The organism is Acinetobacter bereziniae, assembly GCF_016576965.1.
GTDB classification, from domain to species: Bacteria; Pseudomonadota; Gammaproteobacteria; order Pseudomonadales; family Moraxellaceae; genus Acinetobacter; species Acinetobacter bereziniae.
Window position 1 is genome coordinate 1940958 of record NZ_CP066119.1, and the last position, 22995, is coordinate 1963952.

The 22995-nt window shown below is 36.5% G+C and carries 18 protein-coding genes, 1 tRNA gene and 1 CRISPR repeat array; of the genes, 17 read left to right on the forward strand and 2 right to left on the reverse strand.

The features are described from left to right. The first annotated feature begins 13 nt into the window (after positions 1-13). From I9192_RS09005 to I9192_RS09080, 16 genes are all read left to right on the forward strand, one after another. The gene (locus I9192_RS09005; protein ID WP_005029566.1) at positions 14-2116 is read left to right on the forward strand and encodes a carbon starvation CstA family protein; all 2103 of its coding nucleotides are present in this window, start codon (positions 14-16) and stop codon (positions 2114-2116) included. 25 nt (positions 2117-2141) lie between these two features. Beyond that, on the forward strand, positions 2142-2444 hold the full coding sequence (locus tag I9192_RS09010; RefSeq protein WP_005029565.1) for a YbdD/YjiX family protein: 303 nt from the start codon (positions 2142-2144) through the stop codon (positions 2442-2444). A gap of 689 nt (positions 2445-3133) precedes the next feature. Then, complete coding sequence (locus I9192_RS09015) at positions 3134-4177, forward strand: 2-dehydropantoate 2-reductase (protein WP_005029563.1); 1044 nt, start codon at positions 3134-3136, stop codon at positions 4175-4177. A gap of 164 nt (positions 4178-4341) precedes the next feature. After that, positions 4342-5301 carry an AAA family ATPase gene (locus tag I9192_RS09020; protein ID WP_005029561.1) on the forward strand — a complete coding sequence of 320 codons (960 nt, stop codon included), beginning with the start codon at positions 4342-4344 and terminating at the stop codon, positions 5299-5301. 13 nt (positions 5302-5314) lie between these two features. Further along, positions 5315-6223, forward strand: coding sequence for a DUF58 domain-containing protein (locus I9192_RS09025; protein ID WP_005029560.1), 909 nt, complete (start codon positions 5315-5317; stop codon positions 6221-6223). A 9-nt stretch (positions 6224-6232) separates the two neighbouring features. Next, a complete protein-coding gene (locus I9192_RS09030; protein WP_200150349.1) occupies positions 6233-8248 on the forward strand; it encodes a transglutaminaseTgpA domain-containing protein in 2016 nt (671 codons plus the stop codon). Between the two features lie 44 nt (positions 8249-8292). Continuing rightward, positions 8293-8369 (forward strand) — tRNA-Val (locus tag I9192_RS09035). A gap of 186 nt (positions 8370-8555) precedes the next feature. Next, complete coding sequence (locus tag I9192_RS09040) at positions 8556-9758, forward strand: tyrosine-type recombinase/integrase (protein ID WP_005029555.1); 1203 nt, start codon at positions 8556-8558, stop codon at positions 9756-9758. A gap of 181 nt (positions 9759-9939) precedes the next feature. Beyond that, the gene (locus I9192_RS09045) at positions 9940-10752 is read left to right on the forward strand and encodes a hypothetical protein (protein WP_227567113.1); all 813 of its coding nucleotides are present in this window, start codon (positions 9940-9942) and stop codon (positions 10750-10752) included. Between the two features lie 169 nt (positions 10753-10921). Beyond that, on the forward strand, positions 10922-11143 hold the full coding sequence (locus tag I9192_RS09050) for a hypothetical protein (RefSeq protein ID WP_005029551.1): 222 nt from the start codon (positions 10922-10924) through the stop codon (positions 11141-11143). Then, complete coding sequence (locus I9192_RS09055) at positions 11140-11511, forward strand: hypothetical protein (protein WP_005029549.1); 372 nt, start codon at positions 11140-11142, stop codon at positions 11509-11511. The genes I9192_RS09050 and I9192_RS09055 overlap by 4 nt, the downstream gene beginning before the upstream one ends. 64 nt (positions 11512-11575) lie before the next feature. Then, positions 11576-12130: a hypothetical protein gene (locus tag I9192_RS09060; RefSeq protein WP_005029547.1), complete on the forward strand. Its 555-nt coding sequence runs from the start codon at positions 11576-11578 to the stop codon at positions 12128-12130. 299 nt (positions 12131-12429) lie between these two features. Next, on the forward strand, positions 12430-13626 hold the full coding sequence (locus I9192_RS09065) for a Fic family protein (protein ID WP_005029545.1): 1197 nt from the start codon (positions 12430-12432) through the stop codon (positions 13624-13626). A gap of 251 nt (positions 13627-13877) precedes the next feature. After that, positions 13878-14205: direct repeats of the CRISPR family, unit length 28 nt; unit sequence GTTCACTACCGCATAGGTAGCTTAGAAA. A gap of 248 nt (positions 14206-14453) precedes the next feature. Then, positions 14454-16511 (forward strand): TonB-dependent receptor domain-containing protein, encoded by a 2058-nt coding sequence (locus I9192_RS09070; RefSeq protein WP_005029543.1) that lies wholly within the window; start codon positions 14454-14456, stop codon positions 16509-16511. 160 nt (positions 16512-16671) lie between these two features. After that, entirely contained in the window at positions 16672-17466 is a 795-nt protein-coding gene (locus I9192_RS09075; RefSeq protein WP_227567112.1) for a helix-turn-helix domain-containing protein, read from the forward strand. 82 nt (positions 17467-17548) lie between these two features. Continuing rightward, positions 17549-18388, forward strand: coding sequence for a sterol desaturase family protein (locus tag I9192_RS09080; protein ID WP_005029539.1), 840 nt, complete (start codon positions 17549-17551; stop codon positions 18386-18388). A gap of 198 nt (positions 18389-18586) precedes the next feature. On the opposite strand, the gene I9192_RS09085 is transcribed toward I9192_RS09080, so the two are convergent. Further along, positions 18587-20803: a TonB-dependent siderophore receptor gene (locus tag I9192_RS09085; protein WP_200150350.1), complete on the reverse strand. Its 2217-nt coding sequence runs from the start codon at positions 20801-20803 to the stop codon at positions 18587-18589. Positions 20804-21008: 205 nt separating this feature from the next. After that, on the reverse strand, positions 21009-21527 hold the full coding sequence (locus I9192_RS09090) for an RNA polymerase sigma factor (RefSeq protein ID WP_005029536.1): 519 nt from the start codon (positions 21525-21527) through the stop codon (positions 21009-21011). 258 nt (positions 21528-21785) lie between these two features. Here I9192_RS09090 and I9192_RS09095 point away from each other — a divergent pair, with 258 nt between their 5' ends. Beyond that, entirely contained in the window at positions 21786-22994 is a 1209-nt protein-coding gene (locus I9192_RS09095; RefSeq protein ID WP_005029534.1) for an efflux RND transporter periplasmic adaptor subunit, read from the forward strand. The last annotated feature ends 1 nt before the right edge of the window (position 22995 follow it).

The window sequence follows — 22995 nt, forward strand, 5'->3', positions numbered from 1 at the left end:
ATGTGAGGTTTTAATGGAAAATATTCAGACAAAGTCATCGCCCTTATCAAAGTTGGTCTGGGTGATTGTCGCCATAATTGGTGCAGTATCTTTTGGAATACTCGCAGTCAGTAAAGGTGAGCATGTCAATGCTGTTTGGTTGGTGCTTGCTGCAGTGTGTGTATATAGCATTGCATATCGTTTTTATAGTTTATTTATCGCCAATAAAGTTTTTGAGCTCAATCCGAGACGGTTAACCCCTGCACATCGTTTAGCTGATGGTCTGGATTATGTGCCAACCAATAAGTATGTGCTTTTTGGTCACCATTTTGCAGCAATCGCAGGCGCAGGTCCATTAGTTGGACCTATTCTTGCTGCTCAAATGGGCTACCTACCAGGAACAATTTGGCTTTTAGTCGGAGTGGTCTTGGCGGGTGCTGTTCAGGATTTCTTGGTGCTATTTATCTCAACACGTCGCGATGGACGTTCATTGGGGGAGATGGCAAAGCAAGAACTTGGCTCATTTGCTGGTGTTGTAGTGATGCTGGGTGCATTGGGGGTGATGATCATTATCCTTGCTGTACTGGCATTGGTTGTGGTTAAAGCGCTTGCACACAGTCCGTGGGGCGTATTCAGTATTGCAGCAACCATACCGATCGCCTTGTTCATGGGGGTATATATGCGTTATATCCGCCCTGGACGAATTGCAGAAGTGTCGATTATTGGCTTTGTTTTGATGATGGCTGCAATTGTGTATGGTGGTAATGTTGCTGCTGACCCATATTGGGGACCATTCTTTACTTTAACTGGGACTCAACTGACTTGGGCACTGATCATTTACGGATTTGTAGCTTCAGTATTACCTGTTTGGTTACTATTGGCGCCACGTGATTACTTATCAACTTTCTTAAAAATTGGTGTAATTGCAGGTTTGGCAGTGGGTATCATTGTTGCCATGCCGATGTTAAAAATGCCTTCTGTAACGCATTTTGTTGATGGTACTGGTCCTGTTTTTGCTGGATCAATGTTCCCATTCTTATTTATTACCATCGCTTGTGGTGCGATTTCAGGCTTCCATGCCTTAGTTTCTTCAGGGACTACACCTAAACTGGTTGATAACGAAGTCAATATTCGTGTCATTGGTTATGGCGGCATGCTCATGGAATCATTTGTCGCGATTATGGCAATGATTTGTGCAACTGTACTTGAGCCTGGTGTTTACTTTGCGATTAATGCGCCTGCAGCAGTATTGGGTACAACTGTAGAAAGTGCAGCAGAAGCGGTACGTAATCTCGGTTTCGTAGTGACGCCTGAAACATTAAGTCTACTGGCTAAAGAAGTTGGCGAAAGTACCATTCTTTCTCGTACTGGTGGTGCACCAACATTTGCAATTGGTATGGCACATATCATCACGGATATTTTTAATAATCGTTCGATGATGGCGTTCTGGTATCATTTTGCGATTTTATTTGAAGCTTTGTTCATTTTGACTGCGGTTGATGCGGGTACACGTGCTTGTCGTTTTATGGTTCAGGATACCGTGGGTATAGTTGTTCCTGCACTTAAAAATTCACATAACTTCTTTGGAAATATGATTGGTACAGCGGTGGCGGTTGCTGGCTGGGGCTTCTTTGTGTATCAGGGGGTTGTTGATCCGCTGGGTGGTATCAATAGCTTGTGGCCTTTATTTGGTATTGGTAACCAAATGCTCGCTGCTATGGCGCTTATTCTTGGTACGGTCATTCTATTTAAAATGAAAAAAGAAAAGTATGTGTGGGTCACGATTGTACCTACAGTTTTCTTATTCATTACTTGTATGACAGCGGGTTGGCAAAAAATCTTTCATTCAAATCCAAAGATTGGTTTCTTGGCACAAGCAGATAAATTCTCAGCTGCAATTGCTCAGGGTGAAATTTTAAAACCTGCAAAAACACTTGAAGAGATGCAAACGATTGTTTTATCGAATCAGATCAATGCAGCATTGTGTGCATTCTTTATGATTGTTGCGGTCGTAATGTTGGTTGCCGCTGTTGGGGTAATTCGCCGTGCATTGGCAAGCCCAACACCAACAGTTAATGAAGCGCCTGCAGTATATGCTGACCCTGAAGAAACTGTTGTCACGTCTGCAAAGCATTAATTGACTTATAAGTGAGGTGAGTAAGATGAATCTTAAATTCGCCAAAGGTGGTAAGATGGTAATTTATAAAATCATCAAAATGACCATCATGTCGCAAAAGGATCTAATTTTTAATCCTAAGAATTGGTCAAGAATTGCAACATTATGGACACGCTTACAGCAGAGTTTTCGTTTGATGGTTGGTGTACCAGATTATCAAAACTATTTGGAACATATGAAAAAGCATCATCCTGATATGGATGCAATGGATGAGAAAACTTTTCATCGTTACTGTGTAGATGCTCGTTATCCGAGTGCTGGTGGTACGATGAAAAAGTGTCCATGCTGAGATGAGTGTCTAATCATATGGAACAGTACTTTGATGCTGTTTTGAATGGTAGTTAAAACGGTACTTCGGTGCCGTTTTTCATTGGGCAGTGATTTAGGTAAGGTATAGTCAATCTGATGAAAAATTCATACAGTAAAATATCATTTCTCTTAATTATTAAAATTAAAGCGGTCAATAAATTGTTTGATGAGACAAAGCTTGCACTGCCACGCTTTACTTCTAAAGTTTAAATTGTTTTGCGTAGGCGATACTTTACTTTTCAGAGATGAAAAGTAACAAAAATCATTCGTTTAACAGGGTCTTGCGCTGCAAGCAAAGCAGTGCTTTGTTTTTGCTCACATACCCCCGCTCAACATGGCGACATCCATGTCGACTAACGATAGCAAGTCCATCTATGATTCAAAAGGACGAAGTAAATGAATGATCAAAATCTTCTAGTGGGTGTAAATGTTATTAAATATTAATTATTTACATTGGCATATTTGTATGAATTATTAGACGGTTTAACTATATTCGCTATCATTTTTATTCCGTGGACTTAGGTAAATTGTGATTGCAAAGCGTTATTGCAAATTGCCATGAAATAAACATTATAAATTGTCGGATAGTGGACAGTTCATTTCAATTATCTCAGATAAAATGTTGAAACAGAAAAATGACAGAAATATATTGGTTAAAGGGATGTTGAGATGAAGATTTGTATTTATGGCGCGGGAAGTATTGGGTGTTATATTGGTGGTCGATTGGCTGCATCTGGTGTAGACGTAACATTTATGACCCGTCCACGCATGTATGATGAATTATCCAAATCAGGTTTGAAACTTACGGATTATTTAGGGAATAACTTATCTATACCTGCAAATGAACTAAAATTATCACAAGATCCGAGTATTGCTTTGGATGCTGATATTATTTTTGTCTGTGTTAAATCAGCGGCAACTGAACAAGTCGCCAAAGCGCTTCAGAAAATATTCGTTCAAAGTAATGCTGGTCTTAAGCACAGACCTTATATCCTGAGTTTTCAAAATGGATTAAGTAATGTTGCTGTACTTAAACAGTTTTTACCAGATATGACAATCTTAGCGGGGATGGTTCCTTTTAATGTGGCTGCCTTGGGATCTGGACATTTTCATCAAGGTACATCAGGGGCAATTCATGTCAAAAACTTTTCCAAACAACAAGATTTAGCCCAACTTTTTCAGAAATCGCAATTAGATATTGTATTTGATCAGGACATGCTTGCTGTGCAATGGGCAAAAGTTTTACTTAACTTAAATAATTCTATTAATGCCTTATCAAAATTACCTTTAAAAGCACAATTATCGAATTTGCAATATCGTCAATGTCTCGCAATGGCGCAACAAGAAGCACTTGATTTACTGGATTTGGCACAGATCAAACCTGCAAAGTTGACTGCAATTTCTGCACATTTGCTTCCTAAAATCATGAGTCTGCCGAATATTTTATTTAAAATATTAAGTCGTAAAATGCTGAAAATTGATCCGTTGGCACGTTCGTCGATGCAAGATGATTTGATTGCAGGGCGAAGCACTGAAGTTGATTGGATTAACGGTGAGGTGGTGAAGTTAGCACATCGACTCAACACTCAAGCACCCATCAATCAGTTGCTTATTGAATTGATTAAGCAAGCTGAGGTTTCAGATATTGAATTTTCAATAAGTGCAGATGATTTAAAATCAAGATTAAACCATGCTCGAAATAGATGTGTATGAACACATGATTTAGACCCTAAATTGATCTTTAAAGAATGATAAGAATCGTTTTTTAGTCAAAATGAACCAAGTGGCGAAATTCATGAATTGTTGCACTTTGAGTATCCCTTAAAAACGTGTATGTTAATCAAATTACTTAAAAAATTACGATTGGGGAAAATAAGGTGATTTGGGGAACAACACGAGGAAATACACTGCAACAGAATTCCGAATTGAGTGATTTAGACTTATCACGTTATTATCCGAAGGTTGATGAGTTCTTAGTGCAAATTAACCAAATCATTTTAGATAAACAGCAACAAACAAAACTTGCCTTGTGTAGTTTATTGGCTGGAGGGCATTTACTCTTTGAAGATTTGCCAGGCTTAGGTAAAACGACTTTAGCCAGCAGTTTGTCTCGTTTAGCAGGGCTTGATTTTCAACGAATTCAATTTACCAATGATATGCTGGCCAGTGATGTGATTGGGATTAATATGTTTAATCAAAAAGAACATCAATTTGAATTTAAGTATGGACCTATTTTCACTCAAATATTACTTGCGGATGAAATCAATCGTTGTAGTCCAAAAACCCAAAGTGCATTGTTGGAAGCAATGGAAGAGGGTAATGTCACAGTGGATGGTGTCCGTTATACACTGCCACAGCCATTTTGGGTGATTGCAACACAAAACCCACTTTTTCAAAGTGGTACATATAGCCTACCTGAATCTCAGTTAGACCGCTTTCTAATGCGGTTATCCCTGGGTTATCCATCACGTTCAGCAGAAAAATTACTTTTACAACAACATTCTCGTCATGACTTAATTGAAAATTTACAATCCATTTTTAAACAAGAAGAGATTCTGCAATTACAATGTATGGTTAATAACATTGCAATTAATGATTTGGTTTTTGATTATATACTTGATTTAGCTGAAGAAACCAGAAAAGGACGTCATGGGTTGTCTACGCGTGGTGTATTGGCATTGAAAAAGGCTGCTCAAGCGCATGCATTTATTGAAAAAAGATCATTTGTAATTGCAGATGATGTACAAGCCGTATTTGTTGCAGTTACTTCGCATCGTATAGGATTAGGCGAGTCTGAAACTTTAGCTTTGATGCAAAAAGTTCCTGTTCAAGGTTAATTGGGATTTGACCATGTTTGCTAAAAGATTCGTGCAATGGTTGCATCAAAGATTTCGTTATACAGGTATACGCACACTCAAACAAAATGAAGTTTTAGTATTCATATATCAACAAGGCTTCCTCTATCTTGTGCTTATTTTGATCACATTTATTGCGGGAATTAACTATGCAAATAACTTAATTTTAGGTTTTTGCTTTTTAATAAGTGCCATCTTGTGTATTAGTTTTTATTTGAGTTTTAAACAATTGCATGGTGTGACAATAGAAGTCATTGTTGATGAAGTTGGTAAGGTTAATGAAGCTTTTAAAGTCACCGTGATTTTGCAACAACATCGCGCAAGCCCGAAGTTTTTAAATTTTAAATTCGATGATCAATTACTACCTTTTTTATTTCAGGATAAACAACAGCGTGTTGAATTAAATTTTATCCCGCAAAAGCGTGGCAAATTTTCAATTCCTCCAATTCAGATTTATTCAACTTATCCACTAGGCTTAGTCCGAGCATGGACATACATTTATCTGACCCATGATTATTGGATAGCCCCTGAAGCAAAGTCTGGTGTGCAATATTCACATATTCAGGCGAATACGGGTCAACCTGATTTGGACGAGTTTAAAGAGTTAAGAAATTTTAAAATTGGTGATTCATTACAAAGTATTTCATGGAAGCAGGCTGCTCGAGGACAAGGACTTTTTGTGAAGCAGTTTGAGGATTTACTCGATACCCACGCCATGCAAATTGAATATGCAAAAATGCCCAGTGCAGAACATGAAGAAAAACTCAGTTTAATGATGGAATTGGTTGATCGTTGTGAACAAGTACAATCACCTTATTGTATTATTTTACCGCATGCTCAGACTGAAAATGGTGTAGGGGAGCAGCATTATATTCATATCAAAACTTTGTTGGCACAAGCTTGAGGAGTGGGTATGAATAGATCAATTCAAGTTTCAATTTTAGTTGCCTTAAGTTTGATTTGGTTGGCACAGCTTGCTTATATGCCAATTGCCTTGTCGATATTGTTCTTGGTGAATATCCTCGGTTTAGGGGGGTATTATCATAAAATAAATACTCATCAAACACTCAATGTTCCTCGATTTTTGTTGCAAGCGCCGAAGCTATTATTTGCATTTTTTGCCTTATTAATTATCTATCTGCACACTCAAACATTTTTAGGCGTAGAAGCTGGAACTGCCGTACTTTCTACATTCTTATTTGCCAAAGCATTAGAAACCAAGTCTAAACGTGACTTTATTATCCTGTTTAATTTTGCTTTGTTTGTGGGTGCAAGTTTATTTTTACATAGCCAATCTTTTGCAATGGCTGTTTTAGTATTGTGCTGCTTAATCAGTTGCTTGGTTGGATTGTACCGCGTACAGACAGCCAATTTTGAAATTACACAACCTGTTTTAAAATCTCTTAAAAACGACTCATTCCATATCGTTAAGTTTATTGGTTTGGCTTTACCCTTTTTTATTTTACTATTTCTGTTTTTTCCACGCTTGCCTCCACTTTGGCAAATTCCGATTCCCAATAATCAAGCGGTGACAGGATTGAGTGATCGGATGTCCCCTGGAGATATTGCATCATTGTCGCAATCGAGTGCCTTGGCTTTTCGAATTATTGGAGACATGAAACAGTTTCCAAGCCGCAATGAGTTGTATTGGCGAGCGATGGTATTGGATCGTTATGATGGCACAACTTGGACAAGTGATTTAACCAATAAGCAGAGCAAATCCTATTCCAAAATAGCAGGTCAAGTGGATGGATTTCATTATCGATATTTAGCCAGTGATCCAAGTCAGCAGTGGATCACAGGTTTAGAAAAATCGATACCGATAGAACAACGTTTTGAACTACATCAAGACTGGTCTATTACACCGAAACGGCTTGTACAACGGGTACAACCCATCGAATTGCAATGGATTGGTCAGCGTATACAGGATGTTCAAGCCCCGGCGTTTGAACAATTGATGCTTAAAAATAATCTAAAATATCCTAAAAATCGTGATCTACAAGCGCAGAAGTTTGCAGTGAGTATGTATCAACAAAGCCAAGAAACCCCTGATATCTATATTCAAAATATTCTAAACTGGTATAAAAAAGAGAATTTTGTTTACACGCTAGCTCCGGGGAAATTGGGGAATCACCGAATTGATGAGTTTTTATTTCAATCAAAACAGGGTTTCTGTGAACACTATGCCTCAAGCTTTGTTTTGCTTATGCGTTATGTCGGAATACCTGCTAGGGTCGTCACAGGCTATCAGGGTGGAGAACTTGCACCTGACGGAAAAAGTTGGGAAGTACGTCAGTTAGATGCTCATGCATGGGCAGAAGTGTATCAACAAGGACAGTGGCGTCGAATTGATCCTACAGCCATCATTGCGCCGATGCGAATAGATCAGGGAATGCAAACGACCATAGATGGCAATGCAGCGTTTTTTGGGGATGCAGCTTATTCAAATTTACGTTTTCAGCATTCATCCGTATTGAGAACATTAAGAGTCTGGAGTGACTACGCAAGTTTTCAATGGCAAAGCAAAGTCGTGGGTTATGATGCGGAAAAGCAAAGTGGGTGGATGAAAAAACTGGGGCTAACTTCAATCTATAGTTATGGACTAGTTTTAATTTTTGGGATAATTGGATTGTTACTGATTTACTGGGGAGTGACAAAACTTTTTCGAGTGCGTCAGATGTCTGAACTCGAGCGCTTGATTTTTAAATTTAATCAGCAGTTACCTGAGCTAAATCAAAAAGCACAATTTGAAACTTTTCAACAATGGATGTCTCGTTTAGCAAGTCAGGTTGAAGAAAAAAGTTCCTTTGAACAGGCAAATCAAGTTTTTCAAAAAATCACGTATTTAGCTAATGAAAATCAACAAGATATTCAAAAAATTAAGAAATTGCTTAAAGAGTGTTCGAATGCGTTAAAAGCTAAAAAATAAGTCTTGTCATATTGCTGAAAAATGAATAATATTCTCAGCACTTCAGGTGTATAGCTCAGTTGGTTAGAGCGCTACGTTGACATCGTAGAGGTCTCCAGTTCGAGTCTGGATATACCTACCAAGACATTAAATTCATATAAACTTACATATATTTGTATGCATGTAAAACCCTAAATTATAATGATTTAGGGTTTTTTTATGCCATTATATACCCTCATATCTAAGCATACACCATCAAATTTCTTGTATCACGCTGTGTATCATGGTTTTATAATTGAACTCATGATACAAATATCTGTGACATAAAATGAAAAGAGCAGCAATAAAGAAACGCCCATTATCAGATACGACTTTGGCTAGTCTCGAACCTGAAGATAAGGACTATAGGGAATTGGATAGTCTTGGGCTGTACTTCCTCGTTCAAAAGCAAGGTACAAAATCATGGCAATTAAGATATAAAAAAACTGATGGGAAATGGTCGTGGATGGGTTTAGGGGCGTATCCAGCCATAAGTGGCGCTTTAGCAAGGAAAAAAGCAAGTGAGTTATTGGAGAAGCTATCAAATGGCGAAGAAATAAATACATGCAGATCAGTTAAACAAAAAAAAATAGAAAATGAAAATCAGCGTTTTAAGGTTTTAATGTTCGATTGGTTAGATACAAAAGGGTCTCATTGGGGAGCTGATACGTATGATAAGGCAGTTAAATCAATCAAACGGCACATCATCCCAGTATTTGGTGAGAGAGATTTCACAGCTATATCACCTAAAGAGTGGTTTGATTTTTTTCAAGGTTTACAACGTAACTTAGGTATTTATACCCAAGTGGAAAAATTAACATCATACGTCCGTAATGCCTATGACTGGGCAAAGTTTCAAGAGAAAATCGTTTTCAACCCTTTGGAAGGGATTACAAAGCACTTAGATAAAAACAACGGCGGAAACATGAAGTTTGTCGAAATGTATGAGCTTCCAGCCTTAATCCATGCCATTAGGACCTATCCTAAAAGAGACATGGCGATAGGGTTGGAATTATTGGTCTTATTATTTCCTAGACCTGTTGAACTACGTTATGCCACTTGGGAGCAATTCGATCTCGATCAAGCGGTATGGATCAAGCCAGCTGAAATCATGAAAAAGGATATTGCCCACGCCGTGCCACTACCCCACCAAGCCATAGTTTTACTGAAAGAGTTATACACGTTTAAAACGGAATCTGATTTATTGTTTGTAGGTCGTGGGAGTTTGGTAGAACCTGTTTCAGACAATACGTTTAATCAAGCCCTAAATCGTTTAGGATATAAAGGTAGGCAGAACCCCCATGGGTTTAGGCATATTGCAAGCACAGCGTTAAACAATCGATACAGTGATAAGGAGCAAGTAGTGGAAGCAACGTTAGCTCACCTTAAAAAAGGAGTTAAAGGTGTATATGACAAAGGCGCACACTTTGAAGAACGAAAAGATATGATGCAGTGGTGGGCAGATGAAATTGATCGTATGACAAATGGATAGTAGTTTATTCAATATTATAGCTTGGGTATATCTTTGTTTATATTGATATTCGGTGTATATGTTTTATTGAAAATTTTCGTCTTCAAGCTACATTAACATTTGGATAAAACATAAATTAAAATTTAGATTGATTTAATTGGAGGTTTTAATTTTGCCTATTTATACTTCTAAGAAGACTGTTATGCAATTTTCTGAATATGTGTATTTCCCATTAAAGGAAGGGGTTGTAAATAAGTTAATTATATCAAGTAATTATATTGATTTTATTATTCGTGAAAGTTGTGATAATTCTGTTGTTTTGTATACTATTGATGAACAAATCAATCTAATTCAAAACTCGTATTTATGTTTTAACGAAATAAGTATTTTGGATGCATTGGGACTAGAACAAGCATTTATAAATAGAGAAAGTAATATGAATTATAAGGAAAGTTTAATTGAAGCTGTTTTCCAATTACAAGAAAAAGGAATTTTGAAGAAGTTCGAAATCATTGATAGTGATTGTAAGGGACGAAATGCAATTTCTTTTGATAAATTTATAAAAGAAATTAGTTTAAATACAAAGTCTTCCGAAGATGATGTTTTTGAAAAAATAGATATTTTTATAAGTGGTTTATACTGGTATACCAAGCAATTTTTTTATGCAAACAATACAGAAACGGCAAATTTTTTTAAGACTTATAGTCGTTTTAAGTTAAATAAAAATGAGACAGATGAATCACTTAGTGCAAGGGAAATTGGTACAATAACTGCAATTTTTAACGCTTTAAATTTACTTTTACCTTACGATAAAAAATATGGAATTGATAAAATTCCAAAGAAGCGAAAAGCAGTAAAACTATTTCTAAAAAAAATTGCAGAATCTGTTCTTTTAAATACAAAAAGACCTCATGGGGTTAAGTCGAATATTGAGAAGCTACTCAGAGGCAAAGGACAGCATCTTCCTGACGATTTTCCAAGTGATCAAACTGTAGCGAAATGGTTTAAAAACTAAATAAATTATATCTCGATTATTTTTAAATATTTAATGTTATATTTATCAGTAAATTGAGTGGATAAAATTATAATTATAAAAAATAAAATTCTAATTATAAGAATTAAAAAAAAATTTATTTAAAGATGTGTTTATGGTTTTTTATACCATTACTTATACAGGAATAAATATGAACAAACTCCCCCCAATCCGCATCTCATTTAATGAGGCTTGTCGCATTCTTGATTTATCAAGACAGGGGCTTTACGAGCTCATTTCCAGAGATCCAGAGTTAGCTGCTTGTGTTATTAAAGATGGTAACTCAAAACAGTCTAATGTTTATTTACTTTATGCAGAATTACAAATATGGGCAAAAAGTAAAGCTTCACAAAATCAAGGAGTATCGACATGAACCTAAATGATCAAAAACTTTTTCGAAAATATTTTTCGAAAATATATAGCTATTTAAAAGAGAATTGTTTGGTATTAAATTACCTAAATGATTGCGATCAAAATATTGATTTTATCAGAAAACTCTCAATTATTTATGCAAATGAGACAATCAAAATTTTATCAACGGACCCATCTATCGGCGATCAACTTTCCCAAATATATTCAAACTTTTATAGAGTTTTAGAATTAAGTATTTATAAAAGAATAGAAATTTTGGGATGTGAAATTCGCCCTACAGATGAAGAAGATATTAAAATTTTTATAGACAATTTCATAACGACTGTAAGAAATTATAATTATATCAAACTGAATAAACCACCTATTTAAAATCACGAGTAAAGAACTAACTCAGACCTTTCGCCATAGAGATATGGCGAGATGAGGAGCTTTTATGCAAAATTTAGAACAAATCAATCTAGAACAGAGTCAGGAAATGCTCAGTTTACTAAGTTCTACGGATAACTTAACTTTTCAAACTTTCTGTGAAAGTTCCAATTGTAAAACAAAAGCCCGTACTTTCAATGGCTCTTTTAAACAGCATGTGAAATCCCTTATCACCTTAGATGCCATGGAAATTTCCCCTATAGCCTGCATTACTGCACCCGAAAAACGTTGTGGTAAAACACAATTCTTGAATGTGATTAGCGAACTTGTAAAACGCCCCATGCCTACTTCCAATATAACTGCCGCAGCATTATTTAGGAGTATCGAAAAATGGACGCCAACATTATTGATTGATGAAGCTGATTCTTTCATAAAAGATAGTGAGGATTTAAGAGGAATATTAAATGCTGGACATGGCAGACGTAGTTCTTATGTCATTCGTACTGTTGGTGACAATCACGAACCTAAAAAATTTAATGTCTGGGGTGCAAAAGCAATAAGTGGTATCGGGCACTTACCAGATACCCTTATAGGTAGCTTAGAAAATGTGCGAATAGTTTGATAACTCGTAATACTCGTTCACTACCGTATAGGTAGCTTAGAAATGGTAATGCAACAGCACAAGATGATTGGAGAAGTTCACTACTGTATAGGTAACTTAACGAACTTAAAATTAATTGGATATAGGTTTAATGTGACTGGAAAAGTCTAATCAATTGAAAAATTTCGATATTATATTTAAAACAAAATTTGACAAAATGAGTGACATAATCTTTGACATTATTACAATTAAAATTTGACTAAATTTATGATTTATAATAATAATGTTTTGACATTTTATTTGACAAAAAAATTGACAAAATGCCTGATCAAAGTAAAGTTTGGCTAGATGACACAACTTTAAGAGTCATGACGTACAAGTCCGGCTCTTTTACCTTTCAGCTTGGGTTTGACTTAGAGCAGGTTACACCTATGCTTGATCGTGTAAACGATGCACAGAATAGATTTAATAAAATGCCAAGTTTGCCTCAAATTATAGATCAAGTACAAGAAAAGGTTTTAGCGAGTAGTATTTATAGTACAAATACCATTGAAGGTGGTCAATTTACAGAGCAAGAGACGAAGGAAATTTTAAGACTAGATCCTAAGACAATACAAAAGACCGAGGAGCGTCGTCTCACCAATCTTAAAGAGGCAATAGATTGGATCAAACAGTTCAGTCAAAAAAAATTACAACCTAAAGAGGGTCAAAGTATATCCTTAATGTCCGTCATTAAGTTACATAGCCTGGTATCGCAAAATCTAGAAGAACAACATAATCCAGCAGGGCAATTTAGGAATAATCAACCTAACCAAAAAACAGTGGTAGGTAATAGCGAACATGGTGGTACATATCGTCCACCAAAATGTATTGAAGATATTGAGTATCTTATAATAGCTTGGATTGAATGGTTAAATAGCCCGAATGTGATTAATCAGCCCGCTATTATCCGTGCTTGTTTAGCACATTATTACTTTGAATTGATTCATCCATTTTGGGATGGTAACGGACGAACAGGACGTTTAATTGAAATGTTACTGCTTGAACAATCAGGCTACCGATTTAGTTCGTCAGCGATATGGGCATATTATCAAATCAATATTCATGAGTATTTTGCTTTGTTTAATGCATGTCGAAAAGCTGCTGATAGAAAGGAATCTTCAGCCAATCAATCTTTTATTGAGTTTGTGCTAAAAGGGATGTTCGAGACCATTAATAATTTACATGATCAAAGTAATGGATTAATCGGCTTTTTGTTGTATCAAACAGCTTTAAATGATGCCAAATTTAGTAAACGGATCTCAGATAGACAATTTAATTTAATTCAAACAATTATGTTTGTAACAGGACAAACGAAAAAGTTTTTAAACCAAGCTGAGTTATATCGAATACCACAAATCCAAGTTTTATATACAGGTAAAACAGAACGTACTTTTTATCGTGATATTGCTAGATTGGTTGAGCTAAACTTTTTAGATGATCAAGATGGATTGATTGTTGTTGGCGAGTCAGTTTAAATATGATGAGTTTATAAATTGCTTGGCAATATTTTATAAATTTTTTGCAAATGAAGCAAAAGTAGGAAAATTTGGATTGTATAGATTTTAGTGAAACAGAAGGTAATTCTAAAATTTTACCCCAATATTTTTTAGCTCTTTAACAACTTAATAAAATCAATAAGTTATAATTGTAAGTAGAAACTTGGGTCATTTGATGATTTTAAGGTTTAACTTACTGTTATTATTTTATTTTTTGTTTTAAAATTATAGTTCACTACCGTATAGGTAGCTTAGAAAAGAAATGGTGCTTCGAGAGGCGATTTGGTGAAGTTCACTACCGCATAGGTAGCTTAGAAAATCTATGTCCGTATCATCTATAAATGCAAAATGTTCACTACCGCATAGGTAGCTTAGAAAACAATCTTTAACAGTTGTAATTTCTACTTTAGGTTCACTACCGCATAGGTAGCTTAGAAAGTCCACCCCCACGGTTCCAACGAGGGAATTGCGTTCACTACCGCATAGGTAGCTTAGAAATACATATGCTGCTTGGGGCATCAAAAAAGCATGTTCACTACCGCATAGGTAGCTTAGAAATTGCTAACGTTTTGAATTGCCGAAAAGTCTGAGTTCACTACCGTATAAATCCCTTAAAAATATAAACGCCTTAACATCTTCGCTAAATTTAGGAAAGTACAAACGATATGGAATAATTTTTATAGTAAATAAAATACAATAATTTAAATGATAATTATTTGCATTATTAATTGCATTTGAATATTTGGTAAAATACAATGTGCAACAATTCTTACACAATCCCTCCGTAATTTGAGTTGCGTATTAACATGAATAAACAATTAACACTTCAAGCACTATCTCTCTCCATACTCTCAGCAATGTCAATTTCAACATATGCAAACGAGACTTCAGAAGACTCTTCCAAGCTTAAAACGATCGTCGTTACAGCAAGTAGTCAGGCGGTCGATGTTAAAGAAGCACCAGCCAGTATTAGTGTGATTACCAGTGAAGATATAGAAAAACAACCGGTGGGTAGTCTTGGCGAGTTATTAAGTAAAGTACCTGGGGTTACTGGTGGAATTAGTCCTAGCAAAGAAGGCTCTAAAATTAAACTACGCGGTTTACCTGACAATTACACACTGATTCTCGTGGATGGTAAACGTATCGGTTCTTCCCGTGATGTCAGTTATCGTCCAGATTTAGGACGTCAGGATTTAAACTGGATAACTCCAGATATGATTGAAAGAATTGAAGTTGTACGAGGACCAATGTCTTCATTGTATGGATCAGATGCAATGGGTGGTGTCATTAATATCATCACCAAAAAAATCCCAAGTGTTTGGGGTGGCAATGTCACACTAAATTATACTCAACCTACAACGTCTTCAGATTTAGGTACGACTTTACAAACAGGCGTGATGGCTGCTGGTCCATTGACGGATACACTGGGGTTACGACTAACCGCAGGAATGACTGAAAGAGAAGCAGATAAAAAATATAAAGCGGGTGATGGTACAACAGGTTCTAAAGATCAAAACTATAATGCAATGTTACACTACCAGCCAACAGACAAACAGTCATTTAGTTTTGAAGCAGGGCATAGCATTCAAAAGAATGAGAAAGGTTCGCAAATTAATCAAACTACGGGAGCTGAACAAGCCACAAGTTGGGGTGCTGCAGAATTAGAACACAATACATTCAGCATTTCGCATCAGGGTGACTGGGCGATTGGTCAATCTAAATTAAGTGCCTATTACAATGATTATGATTCGAGTGTAGGTGAACTTACGACTAAATCAAATGAAATGATCGTTGAAGGTAGTTTAACCATGCCATTTGAAGTGGTGTTTAAGCAAGCCTTGACTGTTGGGGGGCAATGGAAACGACAAGAATTGACCAATTCAGATACCATAGGAACATTACCAGGTGGAAGTTGGGATGGAAAAGGTTATAGTGATCCAAAAGTGGAAAATAAGAACTGGGCATTATTCTTTGAAGATAATATTTCACTGCTAGAAAATTTGACTTTCACTGTCGGTAACCGTTTAGATCATGATGATAAATATGGAACTCATCATAGTCCACGTGGATATTTAGTTTATAGTCCAACTGATGACCTTGTTATTAAAGGTGGCGTTGCAAAAGGTTTCCGTGCACCCACGGTAAAAGAGTCTTCTCCAGGTGGTGCTACTCAATCAGGTGGGAATGGTTGTAATGGATTGAAAGGTCAAGATTGGTATGACGAAAAGGGCGTATCTCACACTTATGAACGTGGGGGCTGTTATATGACAGGTAATCCAAACTTAAAGCCTGAAGAAAGTACAAACTATGAGATTGGTGTGAACTATACTGGCTTTGGAACAGACTTAGGGTTGACATTCTTCCATACAGATTTTAAAAATAAAATCGCTTATTCTCCACTCGGTTTTTTTTATGGAAATTGGTTTACGCGTAATGAAAATATACAAAGTGCAGTAACACGTGGTATCGAGATGGTGGCAAATTTCCCAGTCCTTGATAATTTAAAATGGAATAATAATGCCACCTATTTCTTAAAAGCAAAAAATGAAGACACAGGTGCAAATCTAATTAATACATCAAAATTAACAATAAACTCAGCATTGAATTGGCAAGCATCAGATCCACTGAATGTTGAATTGTCTGCACAATATTTAGGTAAGCAATATTTAAGTGATAAGACAGCGACGCCGACAATGCAAAAACCACACACCATTGTAAATTTAACCAGTAATTATAGAGTAAATGATAAATTAACGCTTCGTGGCGGTTTAACTAACTTATTAGACAAGAAACTATCGAATGGTTCAGATACTTATTTGGTTGAGCGCCAAAAAGTATTTGTGGGTGCAACCTATAAATTCTAGTCGACACATCGAATTTTTAAGTTTAATACAATCTTTTTAGAAATGAATTAATAAAACCACCTTCGGGTGGTTTTTAAATAGGTATTTAAAAGGGACGAATAAGTAGTCAAAATGCTGCTGTATGAATTTAAATGGTCAATTTGATGAGGTGATGACTTTTATGAATAAAAGCGACGTATCTTCTAAATACTGGCTGGGGAAAATCTCAATTGGCTATGGCATTGGATATTTTGAAGGTAATGTTGGCGACAACGATTTACATCGACACCACGCACACCAATTAAGTTTTGCAAAAAATGCAGGAGAATGTATTCAGGTCAGTGGTGAGGAACAATGCATATTTAGCAGTGGCGTATATATTACAGCAAATACATTGCATCATTTAAAGTCAGGAACATATTGTTCAATTTATATTGATCAAACACATTTTCTTGCCGAGATCATCCATCAATACCTACAACCCATTTCCACAATGACCGTATTACCTGAAGATTTGGTGATTGTACTTCGTAAATATTTTATCCAGCAGCGTCATCACGACAAAGCTTTTCAAATGCTGTTAAATTACTGTGGAATTAATCATTTTAAACAACCCACGATACGAGAACAGCATCTTTCAAATTTTCTTAGTTCGAGTAAACAGCAAGACTTAACCCTTAAACAAATCGCAGAACAATTTAATCTCTCAGAAAGTCGTTTTAGTCACTGGTTTAGTGAAAGCTTTGGTATTTCTTATAGAAGTTATCGTAAATGGTTACGACTACTTCAAACGATTCAATCAGCTGGTCAGCAAACTACCCTGACAAATGTGGCATATCAATCCCACTTTTCTGATCAAGCTCATTTCAGTAGAACGTGCAAACAGATGTTTGGTATTCAACCTTCACTGTTAAAATTCATTCCATCGATCGAACAGATTCCGATGTGGCAACCATCTGATCCTATACTTGAATAGTAATCTAGCTGTTTCATTCAATTCTTTTCACTTTCTAATCCGCATACTGAAATGACATTTTAAACGGAAAAGGAGTGATGAATTGAATACATTGTTAAAGATGTCATTCAGATATTTATTTTACCCAGTTTGGATGGCTTTGACTGTCTGGGTCATGTTCGTGATTCTATCGGGGCAGATGACATATTGGCCAAGTTCGATCTTATTTATTGTGCTGAGTGGTTTGATGATTGCTTTGGCTGAATATCATTCGCCCTATCAGCCGAATTGGTTAGAGTCACATCAAGATGGATTGACCGATATTTTACATGCTATTTTTAATTTAGTTTTGATTGTTTCTGTATCTAAAATAATTGAAATATTGGACATATTTAGATTTTTCCCACGTCTCTGGCCGGATCAATGGTCATGGTTTTGGCAACTTATGCTTGTCGCCTTGGTGATCGACTTTGGATTGTGGTTGATGCATCGTTTCAGTCATCGTTATAAGTTTCTATGGAAATTACATGCAATTCACCATCATTCTAGTCGGCTATACTGGTTGAATGCTGAAAAAAGGCATCCATTGAGTGCCTTAATACTTGCAGGACCAAGCCTTATGATTCTTGCAATCTTAGGAGCTCCAAGTATATTGATTGGTTGTTGGATGATGTACATGGCAGTACACTTATTTTTTCAACATGCCAATGTGGACTATCGAGTCGGCGCTTTAAAATATATTTTTGCTGTTGCTGAAGTACATCGCATTCATCATAAACACGGGCATGGTCGGAAAAATTTTGGTGAGGTGTTTATTTTCTGGGATATTATTTTTGGAAGCTTCTATTATGAAAAGCAAAATATTAAACCAGATCAAGTCGGTGTACGTAGCCCAATTCCAAATGAATATTTGGCGCAATTAAAATGGCCATTTCAAAAGTAGTCAGACAGATGCCTAGTTTAGAGCAAATTAAACTCATGCATTTCTGGTAGTCAAATTTAGTACTGACTAAAAGGACTATTATTTTATAAGCATAAAGTGGTCATCACGACCACTTTATAGTTTTATTTTTAAAGCTCAAACACATTACTAGATTGAATTTATTTAAGCTCGGATTTAATCATAAATTTAAAAACAGAATTACCAACTGTAGCGAACACCTACATTAAAGTTTGTGGGTGCACCATAATAACTATTGGTTGTCGCTAAATGATATTTTTCATTGAATAGATTATTTACATTGAGATTGACCAACAAATTTTCATTGATTTTATAACGTGCCATCAAATCAACGAGTGTATAACTGTCTTGAGTAAAGCGTGTATTTACAGGGCGGGTCACATCCGAATAAATATCGCTTTGCCAACGTAGACTGCCACCTACTGTCAGTGCTTTATCGAAATAAGGCAGGGTATAAGTGGTAAATATTTTTGCTGTATTGTTAGGGATATTGGTATTTATGGCGTTGTCTTTATTATCCTTTGATAGATTACGAGTGAAACTTCCTGAAACTTGCCATAACTCTGTCAGTTTTCCAGTTGCTTCTAGTTCAAAACCTCTACTTTCTGTACCTGATTCAGCGCGATAAGCTTGCGAGCCATCTGGAGCAAAAACTCCATCGACAGCAATGGCTTTATTGTCTTCTTTGGTTTGATAAATGGCAGCACCAATATTTAATTGATTGTCGAAGAACTCACCTTTAATTCCAAGCTCAGTGCTATTTCCAACAAGTGGATCTAAATAGTCACCACTCACTGTTTTTCTGTCTTGTGGAGAAAAGATACTGGTATAACTGGCATAAGTGGTCCACTGCTCAGTCAAATCATAAGTCAGTCCAATATATGGAATCACTTCACCTGTTTCTTTACGTGATGTTGTTTCGGTAGTGTTTGTGGCATTGTCGTGATTTTTGGTTACACGTTTCCAATCTTCAACGCGTGTCCCCAAGATAATGGCAGCTTTGTCTGAAGGCTTTAATCGAACAGCGCCGAATATAGAGCGACTACTGTCATCACCACTGTACCAGCCATCAATCATTGTTTCTGGACGAGTTGGATTATGCCCATCCCAAGTGAAAATATTACCTAGATTACCATCCCAAGACATTCCATTATTCCAACCGGAATATGTTGGGCGTTGATTGTCACTTTTTGTATAGGTTGTACCCACGACCACGTCATGAGTTTGGTTAAATAGATTAAAGGAACCATTTAAGGTTAAATTGAATAGATTCTGTGTAGGTTCATAATCCCAACGTGTGGCATAAATTAAAGCGCCAGCACCTGTTTGTTTTTCAATTCCTGAACTATATGCATAGCCGACTACCTCATCAGAAGAGGTTTCAGTTCGAGAAATCGTTCCCTTGAGTTTCCAATTGTCATTAAATTTATGTTCAATATCTGCAAAATAACCTGTTGTTGAACGGTCTGAATAGGTCCAGTCAGCTGCCGCTGAATCAGAACGTGACCAATTGATCAGTGATTCATCTTTATAGTATGAAGGTAAGCCCCCACGTGCGATGCCTGTAATATCAATTTGTTGGTGGCTGATACCGAAACTTGCTTTGGTTCGATCAGTCAAATCAGCTTCAAGTACACCATAAGCAACTTTACGTTCTTCAGCATAACGATCGATATAAGAGTCACCATCTTGATAAGCCAATACGGCACGACCACGAATACTTCCTGATTGGTTTAATGGTGATGAAACATCAATATCGGTACGATATGTGTCCCATGAGCCAGCACTTGCACTCACTGAAGTTTTAAAATTCTGTAATGGTTTTTTCCTAACCATGTTGATACTGGCACTTGCTGAACCGGCACCTGTCATTAAACCATTAGCACCACGTACAATTTCGATACGGTCAAAAAGCGCAGTATCTTGGCTTTGAAAGATACTTGAATAAGAGTTCAGGAGTTTTACACCATCCAATAAGTAATTGTCTACGCTTTGACCACGAGCATAAATTGGTGTGTTATCGGAGCCGATATTACCGCCTTGATTTATGGTTAAACCCGCAGCTTGAGTGACCACATCTGTTAACTGAGTGAGATTTTGATCTTCCATTTGCTGGCGAGTAATCACGCTCACCAGTTGCGGTGTTTCTTTTAAGCTGAGGGCTAATCCAGTGGATGCCGTGGTTGCTTTCGCCGTATAAAGACCTGTTTCTTCGGTTGTTAATGTATCACTGTTGGTAGCAGTGACCGTAATGGTCGGAAGTTGTTCGGAGTTTTGTGGCAGGTTCTCAGTATTATCTGATGCCGCAAATAATGATCCATTGACTAAAATAGATCCACCCCAAAGTACAGTTCGAATAGCCACAGTCAGAGCATGCTTAGCTTGATGTTCCTTCATAAGATTCTCATACGAGTTATATTTATCTATTAGTCGTTTAATGTGAAAAAAAAGCTCAAATTTTTCTAACTTTTTTACTTTTAGACAATTTGGAAATAAAAATATTAAAAAGAAATTCTTATTATTTTATATAAATCAGTAGCTTGATGTTAATCTTGTAAAGCCTTTATCTAATCGAGAAAATTTTAATCTGATCACGATATATCTAGTTCAAGGTATTGTTATAGGTTTTAGAACAAGCGCTGAATGCCTGCTTCATATCTCTTTTTACTGTGGCCTGTGAAATATTGAGTTGCTGACCAATGGCGCGATAAGTCATTCCTTCTAACTGAGATAATAAAAAAACCTGAGCAACTCGATTGGGAAGGTTTTCAAGGGTTTGTTGGACCTGATTCAAAGTTTCGCGCATGCAGATTTGATGTTCGGTCGAAGGATAATCATCTTGAGGGATTGAGGGGAGTGTCTCTAAATAACCTCGTTCAATTTGCTGATGTCGCCAATGATCAATGATGACATGTTTGGCTATGCCCAATAGCCATGCTTTGGGTTCTTTGATTTCTTCAAAACGATAGTTGCTTTTTAATGCACGATAAAAAACTTCTTGACTCAAGTCTTCTGAAGAGTGGTGATTATGCAGCTTATGCTTAAACCACAAAACCAAACTACTTTGATAGTCTTGATAAATATGGTTGAACCATTGCTGTTTTTCTAAGTTCAAATTCATTGAAGTTGCCTGTTGAATCAGCGAACAGAACAAAGTTTTGCTGGGTAGATATAAGTATTGAAAATAATGATAGTGATAATGATTATTAAATGTAATAATAAACATTACAAAAAGCAACATGTAGTATTGAACTGATTTAAATCAAGTTTCATCAAGCGAATGGATGAAATGAGCACTGATTTTTAGTGAATTGTCACTTTATTTGGTTTGATCTTTGTAAATATCGCGAATTCTGCGACTGTCTGAATAAGAGTTTTTATGAGTAATCCATTAGTCAATATAAGCCCCAAAAAGAGTTCACTTCAGCAGAAGTTTAAATATTTAATTGGATTAATCATTCTCATTGGCTCGGCGCTAGCAGGTTTTTATTGGAAAAAATCGACGTCTAAACCTGTAGAGGAATACAGTCAGTGGAGTAAACCTGTTCCTGTAAGAACAGTATCCGTACAGCAGCAAAATTTACAACTTGAGATCAAAGCTATAGGAACGGTAATTCCTGCACATACAGTCAATGTTCAAAGTCAAGTTTCTGGTGTGCTACAACAAATTTATTTTAAAGAAGGTCAATGGGTTAAAAAAGGCGAGCTACTTGCACAACTAGATCCTGCAGCGTTTCAAGTTGCATTGGCACAGGCGCAGGGCACCCAGCAGCAAAATTTAGCACAACTGCAAAATGCAGAAACAGAGTTAAAACGTTATCAATTACTGTTTAAGCAAGACTCGATTGCCAAACAGCAAGTCGAGCAACAACAAGCATTGGTGAATCAGCTTAAAGGGCAAATACAATCGAACAAAGCCCAAGTTGATGCGGCTAAATTACAGCTCTCGTTTACACGAATTTATTCACCGATTGCAGGGCGAGTAGGCTTTAGACAAAAAGATGCGGGTAATTTAATTCAGGCCAATGAAACAACAGGCTTGGTCACAATTACTCAAGTCCATCCTATTTATGTGCAATTTGCAGTTGCCGAAAATTATTTGATGGGGCTACGTGATACTTTGAAAAAAGGACAGCAAATTGAAGTGAGTGCATGGGACAAAAGTGAGCAAAACAAGTTAGCGATGGGACGTGTACAATCACTGGATAATCAGATTGATGTCAGTACCGGGACATTAAAGCTAAAAGCAGTGTTTAACAATCAAGACGATACTTTATTTCCAAATCAATTTGTCAATGTTCGCTTGAATACACAGACGATTCAGAATGCCATCACGATTCCAAATGATGCTGTGCAACATGGCGCCAAAGGAACCTATGTTTATATTGTTAATCCACAACATAAAGCTGAAATTCGCATGCTAAAACTGGGCATGACTTCAAACGGTCAAATTGAAGTGATAGAGGGTTTAACAGCAAAAGAGCAGGTGGTTTTAGAAGGGATTGATCGACTATCAGAAGGAAAAGAAGTTCAAATCGTTTCAGATCAGCGCCAACAAACTTCAAACGTGGACGCAACTCAGAGATAAA

Bases quoted from the DNA above. Each gene is read 5' to 3' on its own strand.
- I9192_RS09060 (WP_005029547.1), top strand. From the start codon at position 11,576: ATGCAAAATTTAGAACAAATCAATCTAGAACAGAGTCAGGAAATGCTC.
- I9192_RS09090 (WP_005029536.1), bottom strand. From the start codon at position 21,527: ATGAATTTGAACTTAGAAAAACAGCAATGGTTCAACCATATTTATCAA.
- I9192_RS09095 (WP_005029534.1), top strand. From the start codon at position 21,786: ATGAGTAATCCATTAGTCAATATAAGCCCCAAAAAGAGTTCACTTCAG.
- I9192_RS09070 (WP_005029543.1), top strand. From the start codon at position 14,454: ATGAATAAACAATTAACACTTCAAGCACTATCTCTCTCCATACTCTCA.
- I9192_RS09010 (WP_005029565.1), top strand. From the start codon at position 2,142: ATGAATCTTAAATTCGCCAAAGGTGGTAAGATGGTAATTTATAAAATC.
- I9192_RS09025 (WP_005029560.1), top strand. From the start codon at position 5,315: ATGTTTGCTAAAAGATTCGTGCAATGGTTGCATCAAAGATTTCGTTAT.
- I9192_RS09040 (WP_005029555.1), top strand. From the start codon at position 8,556: ATGAAAAGAGCAGCAATAAAGAAACGCCCATTATCAGATACGACTTTG.
- I9192_RS09050 (WP_005029551.1), top strand. From the start codon at position 10,922: ATGAACAAACTCCCCCCAATCCGCATCTCATTTAATGAGGCTTGTCGC.
- I9192_RS09065 (WP_005029545.1), top strand. From the start codon at position 12,430: ATGCCTGATCAAAGTAAAGTTTGGCTAGATGACACAACTTTAAGAGTC.
- I9192_RS09085 (WP_200150350.1), bottom strand. From the start codon at position 20,803: ATGAAGGAACATCAAGCTAAGCATGCTCTGACTGTGGCTATTCGAACT.
- I9192_RS09005 (WP_005029566.1), top strand. From the start codon at position 14: ATGGAAAATATTCAGACAAAGTCATCGCCCTTATCAAAGTTGGTCTGG.
- I9192_RS09055 (WP_005029549.1), top strand. From the start codon at position 11,140: ATGAACCTAAATGATCAAAAACTTTTTCGAAAATATTTTTCGAAAATA.
- I9192_RS09045 (WP_227567113.1), top strand. From the start codon at position 9,940: ATGCAATTTTCTGAATATGTGTATTTCCCATTAAAGGAAGGGGTTGTA.
- I9192_RS09030 (WP_200150349.1), top strand. From the start codon at position 6,233: ATGAATAGATCAATTCAAGTTTCAATTTTAGTTGCCTTAAGTTTGATT.
- I9192_RS09015 (WP_005029563.1), top strand. From the start codon at position 3,134: ATGAAGATTTGTATTTATGGCGCGGGAAGTATTGGGTGTTATATTGGT.
- I9192_RS09075 (WP_227567112.1), top strand. From the start codon at position 16,672: ATGAATAAAAGCGACGTATCTTCTAAATACTGGCTGGGGAAAATCTCA.